The 12,473-nt window shown below is 44.7% G+C and carries 8 protein-coding genes; all 8 read right to left on the reverse strand.

The window, feature by feature from the left end:
• A complete protein-coding gene (locus M917_RS10835; RefSeq protein WP_021814887.1) occupies positions 1-2,694 on the reverse strand; it encodes a contractile injection system protein, VgrG/Pvc8 family in 2,694 nt (897 codons plus the stop codon).
• Between the two features lie 115 nt (positions 2,695-2,809).
• Positions 2,810-3,952 carry a type VI secretion system protein TssA gene (tssA, locus tag M917_RS10840; protein ID WP_021814888.1) on the reverse strand — a complete coding sequence of 381 codons (1,143 nt, stop codon included), beginning with the start codon at positions 3,950-3,952 and terminating at the stop codon, positions 2,810-2,812.
• Positions 3,952-6,909, reverse strand: coding sequence for a type VI secretion system ATPase TssH (gene tssH, locus M917_RS10845; protein WP_021814889.1), 2,958 nt, complete (start codon positions 6,907-6,909; stop codon positions 3,952-3,954). The genes tssA and tssH overlap by 1 nt, the downstream gene beginning before the upstream one ends.
• 90 nt (positions 6,910-6,999) lie before the next feature.
• Positions 7,000-8,010 (reverse strand): type VI secretion system baseplate subunit TssG, encoded by a 1,011-nt coding sequence (tssG, locus tag M917_RS10850; RefSeq protein ID WP_021814890.1) that lies wholly within the window; start codon positions 8,008-8,010, stop codon positions 7,000-7,002.
• A complete protein-coding gene (gene tssF / locus M917_RS10855; RefSeq protein WP_021814891.1) occupies positions 7,974-9,797 on the reverse strand; it encodes a type VI secretion system baseplate subunit TssF in 1,824 nt (607 codons plus the stop codon). The genes tssG and tssF overlap by 37 nt, the downstream gene beginning before the upstream one ends.
• Positions 9,798-9,849: 52 nt before the next feature.
• The gene (gene tssE, locus M917_RS10860; protein ID WP_021814892.1) at positions 9,850-10,329 is read right to left on the reverse strand and encodes a type VI secretion system baseplate subunit TssE; all 480 of its coding nucleotides are present in this window, start codon (positions 10,327-10,329) and stop codon (positions 9,850-9,852) included.
• 99 nt (positions 10,330-10,428) lie between these two features.
• Positions 10,429-10,932, reverse strand: coding sequence for an Hcp family type VI secretion system effector (locus M917_RS10865; RefSeq protein ID WP_021814893.1), 504 nt, complete (start codon positions 10,930-10,932; stop codon positions 10,429-10,431).
• A 50-nt stretch (positions 10,933-10,982) separates the two neighbouring features.
• A complete protein-coding gene (gene tssC, locus M917_RS10870; protein ID WP_021814894.1) occupies positions 10,983-12,473 on the reverse strand; it encodes a type VI secretion system contractile sheath large subunit in 1,491 nt (496 codons plus the stop codon).

The raw sequence follows: 12,473 nt of genomic DNA on the forward strand, positions 1-12,473 counted from the left end.
TTAGACGGCTCCGCCTTTTTTACCCGTGCTAGCCGTTTTAGCAACACAGTCAGCAAGCTCGTCTTGAGGCACAGTAATCGTTGGACTACCACCATCCCCACTGCCCCAATCCACCTTACTCGCCTTATAGCCTACTTGCTTCGGTGTGATAAACGTCACATTACCGCCCGATATCTCAATACCACTGCCAGCGGCTTTTAGTGTCAACGTGTCAGGCGCAATGATCTCAACACTGTCGCGGCTATGGATACGCAGTACTTGTTCGCTATCCAGTCGCATCTCGCTTTGATGCGCTTGTATGGTCACATCACCATGAGCGGCGGTATGGGTTTGTGCTTTGTTTGAGTAGTAATGGATATCGCCTGCAACCAGTTGATTCATTTGGGTTTGGCTATGATAATGGGTACTGTCTGTGGCATGACTACGGGTGCTTTGAGTACTGGTATGCTGACTGTGTTGTCCACTTAACAGTGCGAGATGACGCTGAGAGTCGATAAGCAGATGGGGTTGTTGCCATTGTCCAGACTCGCTCAGCGCAGCATCATTGGTGTCTTTACTAAACTTGATAAATGGCGTTTGAGCGTCTTCTTGGTTTTGGCTACCATTTGGTTTGTCATTGGCGCTACCGTCCAATCCTACTGGTTGATGGGTATTGGCGAGTTGCTCGTATGCTTGTTGATGCTGATCGGCCGTTTGTAGTTTGCTGTGGCTGTCATGACTCATGTGCTGGGGGCTGGTACGGCTACTAATGTGGATGCCTGTACTGCCTTGTATATTGGCGGCTGCCCCAGTCTCTATACTAATACCTTGTCCCCGCGCTTGACCGCGCGCATGGTCGGTGTGCTGATACAGCTGGCCTATTGTGAGGCTGCTTTGGTAGCTTGTGCTATAGAGATTGATTTGTGGACTATCAGGATGGCCGTCAAACATGAGCTGGTTATAACCATTGGTTAAGCTGTCTTTGCTGGCGTCCCCTGTTCGGCTTGAGTCAATACTTTGGGTTTTGATGCCGTCTATAGGATGGGCATGACTTTGGTTGATAAACCAAGTGGGACTGGTGGCATCAAGGGCATCTGTGTCGCTGACGCTGCTATTGTGCTGGGCATCACGATTGCCTCGACCGTTGTGGGTGCTACCGATGATGATGGGGTGATTGATATCACCGCCGATAAAGTCAATAAGCACGTGCTGTCCGTGACGCAGCGGATAGGTTTGTCCCATGTGGTCGGCAACGAAGTGGCTGGCAATAGGTATCCAATGCGCACCATCTTGTTGATCGTCGTCTTGTTGCCAGTGATAGCGAATGTGGGCACGATGATTACGATCAGTATCAATAGCGCTGCCACTAGCAGTATCGATAATACTGGCACTCATTAGACCAGTGAGACTAGGATGCGGTTGCCCAAGGTTTGTCAGTTGTCCACCAAAGGGAATATGGTGATGATGTGGAAATGGCAGGTAGCAAGCAGTAATATGATGGACAGTGTCGTCATCACTATCCTTTTTTAAATAAGGCTGTAGAGTCATCGGATCAAAGGGCGCTATGCCCAGCCAATCGGTAGGAATATGATTGTTAATACGTTGATGAATAGAAGCCAGACTTATTGGCTCAGTCACGTAAGGGTTGCCATCGATATAGTGAGCGCTTGGCAAAGAGAGATGCCGGATGTTACCTGTGATGCTACCTAGATTGGCTAGCTGCTGAGCATTCTTTTGATAGCGCGTAGCAAGTTGATCGAGACCTTTATCATCAAAATGAGTATGGCTATGCAAAAAGCGGTTGTGACTGTTTGGACTGCTTGAATCGATAGACTGTTCGCTAGTGCTACTGCCACCATAGGTACTCAATAACCGATTGTCATAACGATGTAGGTCGGTTTGTTGGATATGCTGGGTAATACGTGGACGAATGGCAGTGATACGGTCTTGTCTGTCAGCAAGATTGGCCGTATTCTGACTGAGCGTGCTATGGATATCACTCGTGTCTGGACGCAAGTCCTCACAATCATGGGGAAGTAATACTAGAGTATGCTTGTCTGCTTCATGACGGTAATAGCCTGTTATGCCATACAACGTAAGATACTGCGTTAAATAGGCTAAGTCCGTTTGATTGTACTGCACGCTATGCTGAATATGATAGTCGCTCAAACGTTCGTCAATCTCAATGTCCATCTCATAAAGGCTTATGATGTCAGTAATAAGCTCATTAAGGCTAAGATGATGGTGGCGACGGTTGTGACTAGATAGGCGTAGCTGACTTAAAGCCGGCTCACAGATGATACGGTAAGCCGCCATGCCACTATTGCTACCAAGGGCGACTGCTTCAGTGATGATACCGTGACGAATTTGATGTGCCAGCACAGCATCACCAGTGCGCCAATGAATCGCGAGACTCTGCCCTAGCCAATCTTTTATATTAAGTCCTGCCTGCAGATGCAACAAGGTAATGCTAATACGGTAGCCGCAATACAGAGCAAGCTGACGATCAGCATAGCTTTGAGTTCGTTGGTCTTGATGATAATTGCTTGGATAGGCATTGGGCGCGGGCATGAGTGCAGGCGTAGCCCAAACACTGTCTGGTAGCGGCATACCCAATAAGCTCTCGATGATATCAGCTTGCTGAATCAAACTAGTGGCAATATCAGGATGAGCACTATTGATCTGCAAGTGCCGCTTTGTTTGAGTCCATACCATGATAAGCCCTTTCCTATCCGCCCAAAGGTTTAAATATTAAAATCGCTAGATGAAGAATATAAAAATAAACATATGCTGGATTGGCTACTCACTGACAATGTAAGCAGCACACTGATTAATAACCATCGTCAGATAGCTCTCGTTTGGGCTGAATACCGATCATGTCAGAGAGCGTCGCTAATTGGTCTTCATTTTTGATGATGTGAGTCAACCATTGATCCAATGGCATATCTGCCCAATCAATCGCTCGGCCCAACAAAAAAGTCACTGGACTGTGCGGCTCATTGGTCGCAAAGTAGTCTTGAATTTGACCCAATAATTTGAGGGCTTGCCGACGGTTGCTTTGATGATCACGGTTGCTGGGATTAAAGCTGGTTGAAGTCACGTTTACTGAATGAGCAACTTGTCCATTACTCTCCAACGACACATTTTCATCAGCCGTAATATTGGTTGCAGCATCTTGTCCTTTATTATTTACCTGATCAATCTGCTCTGGTATCAATGGACGCAAATGTTGATGAATTGCTGACAACAGATCCGTCACTGGCGCAAAAACGGGGGCATCCATGCCCATGAGATTGTTTAGCTGATCGGTGAGTGTTTGCCACTGTTCAGTGACTGTACTGAGATTTTTCATTAACGCTTGTTGCCATAACTCGCTACTGTTCTTTATGGCTTGGTTATAGTCATTAAGGGTTAACTGACTAGACGTTTCACCATCAGGATTTTGCTGGCGCTGCTTATCATGATCACGAGCGGTTAGATAGTAATTGTAGTTATAATTTCCTGTCTTCGTATCTGCAAGCGGCAATTGTTTGAGATCATCAGTGAGCGCTTTGACAAACCATGACAACAGCCCTGCTCTGATATCCATACTGTCTTCTTCACCATCTAGCGGTGGATACATGGTAAGCCAATATTCATCATTGAGCGCCTGTAGCAGGCTAAGCCCATGACTGATACCAGCCAAATGATCGGTATGACTTAACGCATCGACGTACCACAGTGCCAGCTTCATATCTTTACTAGTATGACCGAGCAAATCTGCACACTGATTTTTTACAAAATCCCAATCAGCGACTTTTAACTCAGTGACCCAATTACCTTGCGCCAATAATGGATCATCTTCTTGACGAGCAGCAACGATGGCATCGATACGCGGGTCAAAGATGAGGTCTTCACCCACGCCATGATGGCTACCGTTAATAGGAGCAATAAGCGTATCAATATTGATCATTAAGGAGTTATCAGTACTCATTATAGTGACTCCTCCTCAATAGCTTTTTTACTAGTGATTTTTTTTGTTGACGTCTCGTTGCTCACTTTTTTGCGGCTTTTATTTTTAGTGGATGCCTGTTTTTTTGCTGTTTGATTCACTTCTTCAAGACTATTTTCTACATGACTTGTAAGATTGCTTTTCACGTTGGTTTCACTGGACTGCGCCATTTGATTGAGTGCCACAATGGGATCACGATCCAAACGATAAGCGAAATTATCGTCCTCATCCACGAATACGGTAATTTTCTTTAGTACACTGTGACTGTCATCATGAGAAAGTAGCTGACCTGCCAGCTGCGGCAATAATGTCTGGCTGATAATGGCATCGGCATTACGAGCACCTGAATCAACTTCATGACAACGAGATAAAATCAGTTCAATCACTTCAGGATCAATCACACAAGGTACGTCGTAATTGTCACGAATACGACCAGTGATTTTATCCAGCTTAAGGCGAATGATTTCTGCGAGCGCATCATCGGTTAGCGGATAGTAAGGAATTACCGTTAGACGACCTAAAAACGCGGGTTTAAAAGCTTTATACAGATGTGGATTAATGGCCTGTTTCAGGCTGTCACTATCCGGCAAACTAAAATCAGTGTTATCAGGATCGGTGTTGATACACTGCTGCATAATCTGCGATGAAGCAATATTACTGGTCAATAGGATAAGGGTGTTTTTGAAGTCGATTAAGCGCCCTTCACTGTCTTCCATCACCCCTTTGTCAAATACCTGATAAAACAGATCCAATACATCTGGATGCGCTTTTTCTACTTCGTCAAGTAAGATCACGCTATAAGGGCGACGACGGACAGCTTCTGTTAACACGCCGCCCTCACCATAGCCAACATAGCCGGGTGGTGAGCCTTTCAAGGACGCGACGCTATGGGCTTCTTGATATTCGGACAAATTAATGGTGATGAGATTACGCTCACCTCCATACAGTACTTCGGACAGCGCCAATGCGGTTTCTGTCTTACCGACACCGCTTGGCCCTACGAGCATAAACACACCTTGCGGACGGTTGGGATCATCTAGGTGTGCTTTGGCGGTGTGAATACGCTTGACGATAGCGGCGATAGCATGGTCTTGTCCAATAACCCGTGCTTGCAAGGTATCCGCTAAATTCAATATGTGGTTTTTTTCATTCCCTACCATATCGGTAAGTGGAATACCTGTCCAATCCGAGATAATTTGCTTGATAACCTGCCGATCCAGTACCGCATGAATGAGTCGATGCGCCTCTTGTACTTGTTTGAGTGTTTGTTCAACATTTTGATATTCTGCTTGTTTGTCTAAGCGCTCCTTTGCACTCAGTGTATCGGAGGCCTCCAGCTCACCATTTAACTGCTGATTGATCATATCTAGCTGATCATTCAGTTGGCGTTGCTCTTGCCAGCGAGCGGTCATATCAGTAATGTTCTGTTGATTGAACTGACGCTGCTCATCAAGCACGGCAATTTGCTGGCTCACCTTTTCTTTTTCATTAACGCCGCCAATACGTTCAAGCTGCTGACTGAGATTGTTGATATGCTGCTCTAACTGTACGCCTTTGGCCTTTAGTTTATCTAGTTGATTGGGCATGGCCGTCTTTGATAAGCTCACACGGGCGGCAGCAGTATCTAAGACACTTACCGCTTTATCGGGTAGCTGCCTGTCACTGATATAACGTGCTGATAGCTCAACGGCTGCTTGCAAGGCATCATCCTCTATCAATATGCCAAAATGTGACTGCATTTTGGCACTCAAACCACGAATCATCGCTACTGCGGTATCGATATCAGGCTCGTCGACCTTGACCACTTGGAAGCGGCGCGACAATGCAGCGTCTTTTTCGAAGTACTTTTTATATTCTGACCAAGTCGTGGCAGCAATCGTTCGCAGCTCACCGCGAGCCAGCGCAGGCTTGAGCAAGTTAGCTGCATCATTTTGGCCTGCTTGCCCACCAGCACCAATAAGGGTGTGTGCCTCATCGATGAATAAAATAATCGGCTTGACTGAGGCTTGCACTTCTTCAATGACTTGCTTTAAGCGATTTTCAAACTCGCCTTTAACACTTGCGCCTGCCTGCAATAGTCCCATATCGAGACTACGTATCGTCACCTCTTTGAGCTGATCGGGCACCTGACCTGCCACTATCTTTTGTGCCAAACCTTCGACCACGGCAGTCTTACCCACGCCTGCCTCGCCTGTCAAAATAGGGTTGTTCTGGCGACGGCGAATCAGAATATCGATAAGTTGGTGAATTTCAAACTCACGACCAATGACTGGATCTATTTGATCGGCATCAGCTTTAGCCGTTAAGTCATAGGTATATTTATCCAATGCAGGGGTTGGCTTGGCAGCTGCTTGTTCTGTATCTAAAGATTCGCAATCGTTCGTGCGGTCTGTCTTAGTCTTCTTGTTTTTATTGACACTTTCATTACTGTTAACGAAATTACTGCCTTCGGTGCTACCACGGCATTGACGCTGGTAATCGTCTTTTAGCGTAAAGAGATCAATATACTGTAGTGGCTCAGGAAGGATATTGAGCAAAGACTGGTAACGCTCATGAGTTAAAAGCACCAACACGATATGTCCAGATCGGATTTCTAACGGTTGGTTTTTATAAGCATTTTGCCCATACTGACTGCTTGCCAGCTCCCAAGCATCTTCAAGCAATGCCATCAAACGCTCACTAAATACTGGGGTGGCACCTATTGCCTGACCAAACGTCCCTAATAAGTCCGTGATTTCTGCCAATAATGACGGCTGATTGATCTTATTTACTTTTAATATTTGAGCGACGTCATTATGCGGGGTGGCAATAATTTCATGCAGCAAATGGATGGTATCTACTTCGCGATGTCCTTTATCAATACAGAGCCTAGCGGCCTGCTGCAAACACTGTCGGCAACTCGGACTCAAGCGGGTAATCACAGCTTTTAACTGACTCATAACTCTCTTCCTTTAGCATTCTTATTCAATTCAAAATTATATTTATAGGCTTTGTATATAAAACTCTGTGTTATTTGAACAATGATCGTTTTACTGAATAGGGAGCGCATAACGGGTATCGTCATGATGCGCAGTAGTAGGCTGCGATACCAAAAAACCACCCTGCCCCAAACCACCAAAATTACTTTCAGATAGTGACAGAGGCGTAATATATTGCTTATCCAATTCCAACTGCATTTCAACCGCCAAACACACCCCGCACCATTTACGAATGAAGTCGATAATGACTTGGTACATATCGCCTGCAGGTAACAATCTAAGATAACGTTTGGCATCTAGCTGATGAAATACGATTCTAATCTTGCTGTCGAACTGCACGACACGCGCACCGCAAAACGCTGATAGTCCAAGGGCAGCATGCTGACCACCGAGCGCTGTTTGCTCACTTGCTGGCAAATCAAACCACTCAGGTACGAACTGCTCAACACTGACCGTGCTGTCCAAAAAGTGTGACAACACATGTGCCAATTGATCGGCGGTCAGACGCCCAGGAGCAATCATGCCCGCATAGGCAATCAAGCTATCGATTACTGTTAGTTTCTTAGGCTGCCGTGCCAATGCTCGCAGGCTCAGCAGGTAGCTGTCTTTTTTATGGTTCAACTCATACTGTAATGGCAGGTTATAAAACCAGCTTGCCTGCACATACAAGTCCGTCAAACGATGATTAAATAAATCTAAAAATGCAGGTGCTGCTTTGTCTTTTGCGTGATGTACTCTCGATGCCAGATGATCGGTATACATCGCTGGCAAGGCAGACAATGGACCCGTCAGTCCGATAACCGCAGGGTAAACTTCTATTTGTCTAAGGCGTGTCTGATCAGCATTGCCATCCATACTGTCTTGGACAATTAGTGACATTGACTCAATTTCAGCCTGCGGATAAGCCAAGGACAAAGAGGCACGGTAACGTATCTCAATAGGCGCATTGCCCATATTGATTTCATAATGAACCAAACGTAGCGCTTGCAATAGCTCATAAGTTTGCGGCGCAGCGATTAGATCGGTTAAATAAGAGGACTGAGACCACTGCGTGGCTGACATCTATATATCTCCTCTTTGGTTACGGCATTACTGATGGCAACTTCGACAAAGCTATTTAGGCTGGCGTGATAGCCAAAAACATAAGCCAACAAATGAGCAAACTGGCGGATACTGACTCCTGCAAAATTCTTTTGATTAATTTGAATATCAATCACAGTGCCACGCACAAATCCCGGTTGCGGCAAGCGCTGGATACGCCTAGCTTCAATACTGGTCGCGACAGAGACGATACCTTCAACCAATAGTTTGTTAGCGGCAGATTGCGTAATGTCATACAGCGACAAATACTCCTTCATCAGCTCGGCATCTTGGGAAGCAAGCGATAAAAAATTCAAACTGAGCAGTGATATTAATCGCCAGCGCTCTTCACCAGTGTACTCAAACCGTGCTGTTCTGGTTGGCTGCTTTAATAATGACAGACTACTAAAACCCGTCATTCCTTCACTAAACAGATCACCGCGACTTTGACCAAACACCACTTGTGCAGGCAAATCTCTATTGGTACATAGTAAAGAAGCGCTCATGCTCACCGCACCGGACAAGTTTTCACGGTTCTTTTCGACAAACATAATCTGATATTCAAAACCCTGCTTAAACTCAGCCATATCTTTATCACGTTTGATATGATAATAACGGCCGTCATCTTGCTGCTCATAGTGATTGAGCGCATAAAATGGATGATACTCACGCTGTATCAAACGATTCTCACTCTGTTTGGACTCGATGACTTTGTTGACTTCATAAATTTCATGTTGAAAAAGTGCACGGGTATCAGGCACCAAATCATAATAGATAGAACGATGGGTCACTTGAATCGGCTTGGCTGCAGCCTTGAATAGGTTTACGACAGGCGTGCAAAACAGCTTGATACTACGGCTACTTAACTGCTGTAGGTTTTTTAAGCGAATGCTGTTTTTTTTATCAAATTTAAAATAGCATCGAATCTCAAAACCACTACTGTCAATTTTTAAATCAGGGCAAGTAGACCCAAGATTCAGGCGTAAAAAGTTAAATTTCTCTGGAAAATAAAAGTACTCTTTTAATAAAGCAGAGGCAGCGTTGCTCACCCGATGGCTAGGGAGTATTTGCTGCTCAGGGTTAAATCCTATAATCTCAAACGGACTACCCGCTACCTTATTGACTTGTCTGCCATAAATATGGGTTTGTTTAACATCACACCATAGTAAGTCCCATAAACTGGTGCCTTGGCTAGCATCTTCGTCTATATACAAATCTAGTGAATGACTCAATAACGCTTGATAATCAAAACTGGGATTAAGACCTTTAAACTTAATACTGATGCAGCCATTGAGCAATCCGTGCTGATTGTCATACACTTCTTGGCGTGTCTCAAAGCTGACGCTATCTATCTGTAGCGGTAGCAAGGCAACGTCTTGGGTTGATTGAAATTGGCAAGGCGTACCATTTATTTTTTGGGTGGTAAACACACTTTGTTTGGGAACTAAAACCGATTCACTCATCGCATTACCCTGTACGCCCAGATTGAACTGCGCGATAGAAACAGAGGGAAAAGGCTTTAAATAGTCGGGATAGACGACTTCCAATAAAGACTCTGTAAAATCAGCATAAGAATCATCCAGCTTTTTATTAATACGTGCACTGATCAGCGAAAAAGCCTGTATCAACCGCTCAATATGCGGGTCATCTACCGTATCGTGTCCCATCAATAGTCGATTGGCTATTTTGGGATATTTTTTGGCAAATTCTTTTGACTGTTTATTAAACAGGCTAAGCTCATGCTCAAAATAAGGAAGTAGACTGTCCATGATGCCTCAATATAGTTATCGCTGAACTGTGCAATTTGAGCGGCGATATTGGTTATTTTATTAAGTAACGTTGAGAGCTTGGCTCAAAGAACGCATCGAAACTGACCAACTCTTGGGCTGGGTAAACCTTCAGCAAAGCTTCAATAGAGAAACAAAGCTGATTGACATCAACGGCTCCAATATCTAACGATACTCGAACGTTTTTTAATCGTGTGTCTTGTTGCTCTACGGTTCGTGCGATTTGTCGGCAAATATAGTCACAGTCAGCAGGATTGGCACTGCTTAGCCCTACAAAATCTAATATGCCAAAATTCAATATTGATGAGCGCACATGTTGATAAGATTGCAGCTTGTTAGACACCACACAGCGTGTATTTAACAAAGACTCCAAATCTTGCGCGACCGAAGACTTTAATTCATCAATATTAAGACGACGAACAACGAGCTCATGCGCTAAATGACGAGGCTGCTCATCAAATAGCTGTTCAAACAAGTTCGGGCGAAACCCCACTTCTTTAGCAGCGTAGTTCATTGATACAGTCACTCCCATTTAAAAAGTAAAAAAGAAAGGCCTAGATATAAACCTTTCTTTCTTGGCACAATGAATAGACAACACCTGAGACGACCTACCTTAAGCGGTATATGTAGCAGTGTTGTTGGCTAGCGACCATTTCTTAGTGACTGCGCCTTTAGCAGTACCATCGATGTCTTGCTGCGTATAAGTCCACTCAACTGCGGCATACTTGATACCAACTTTTTCGATTGGTACGCCTTCTGAACGTACAGTAGGCTCAACACTAGCGATAAGGGCATGTTTAAGCTTTATTTCAAGATATTTAACACGCTTATCACCGTTGGCACGATAAAAATCAATTTGAATTTCATCAAAAGTGTAGCCAGCAGAACACGCTTCCCATAGCTTCGGGCTAGTCGAGTCCAAATCTTTCATAAACGTCATATCAGAATGTTCACAACGCTCAGAAGTATGGCCGCCAACGCTACTTGCTGTCGCGGACTTTGGCTGACGAATTAAGTGATCCCATGTATTTACTTCAAGCCAGCCTTTATGCTCGCTATCACGAGACTCGCCATCAATTTTGTATTTACCACGGAACTGAATATAAATATCTTTCATATATCACATACCTTCTTTTAGGAGATTTAACGTTTGATTTTAATAAACGATCAGCTGTTGCTAGCCTGCGGCAGTTGAGTGACCAGACGCAAAGAAACAGACAATTCGTCAAGTTGAAAGTGTGGTCTTAAGAAAACCACTGACTTGTAGACACCAGGCTTACCCGGTACTTCTACAACTTGTACAGAAGCTTCACGCAGTGGGTACTGGGCTTTTGCTTCTTGTGAGGCTCCGTCATCTAGCAAGACATAACGAGAAATCCAGTCATTCAAAAATGATTCAACATTGCCAGGTGCTAAGAAACTACCAACCTTGTCGCGCATCATTGCTTTTAGATAATGAGCAATACGCGAGACCGCCATGATGTATTGCAACTGGGTCGATAGCACCGCATTGGCATTGGCATCATCATTTTGATATGTTTTGGCTTTTTGCACTGATTGCGCCCCAAAGAAGGCAGCATAATTGGTATTTTTGCAATGAACTAATGGAATAAAACCCAAGTCACTTAACTCTTTTTCGCGGCGATCAGTAATAGATATCTCAGTTGGACACTTGAGCGCCAAATCCCCTTCATCCGTCTTAAAAGTATGGACAGGCAAGTTCTCTACCAAACCACCTCCTTCAACACCGCGAATGGCAGCACACCAACGATAATCAGAAAAAGCTGAGGTCAAACGCGAAGCAAAAGCATAAGCAGCATTGACCCATAGATAATCGCTGTGATCATTGCCAGAAACTTCTTCGGTAAAATTAAAGCCTTCAACCACGGTTCCGTCTTTAGGATCATAAGGCAGACGCCCTAGGAAACTAGGAACAGTAAGCGCAACGTAGCGGGCATCTTCTGACTGTCTAAACGCACGCCAACGTATGTATTCAGCCGTTTCAAATATCTTTGATAGGTCGCGAGGGCGACCAATGTCAGTAAACGAATCCAGTCCAAACATCTCAGCGGATGCGGCCGATACAAAAGGTGCGTGAGCAGCAGCAGCGACATGAGACAATTGCTCAAGCAGGTACATATCAGAATTTTGGCGAGTAAATTCAAAATCACCAACAATGGCAGCATATGGCTCACCACCGAAGCTACCAAACTCTTCTTCGTAGATTTTTTTGAACAATGTGCTTTGATCAAAATCTATTGAAGACTGAAAGTCTTTGGTAAGCTCATGCTTAGTGGTATTCATCATGCGTATTTTCAGCATGGACTCTGATGGCGTTTGGCTACATAGATAATGCAGACCGCGCCAACTAGACTCCAGTTTCTGAAACTCAGGTGCGTGCATGACTGTCGTCAATTGCTTAGATATGAGCGCGTCGATCTGTGCAATACGGGCGTCAATGGATGCGGCTAAGTTATCTGATAACGTCACTGTACCTTGCATGACCTCATTAGCCAGCTCAGCGATTTGTGACTTCGCGCGATTTTTTTCGTCATCGGATTTAGCAACGTTACTCTTATTAACGATTTCTTCGAGCAAATCATAACTTTCGCTATTTGACGAGTCCGCTACTATATTCTGCTGGGCTTGGGCGTTCAT

The sequence above is a fragment of the Psychrobacter aquaticus CMS 56 genome, assembly GCF_000471625.1.
Lineage (GTDB): Bacteria > Pseudomonadota > Gammaproteobacteria > Pseudomonadales > Moraxellaceae > Psychrobacter > Psychrobacter aquaticus.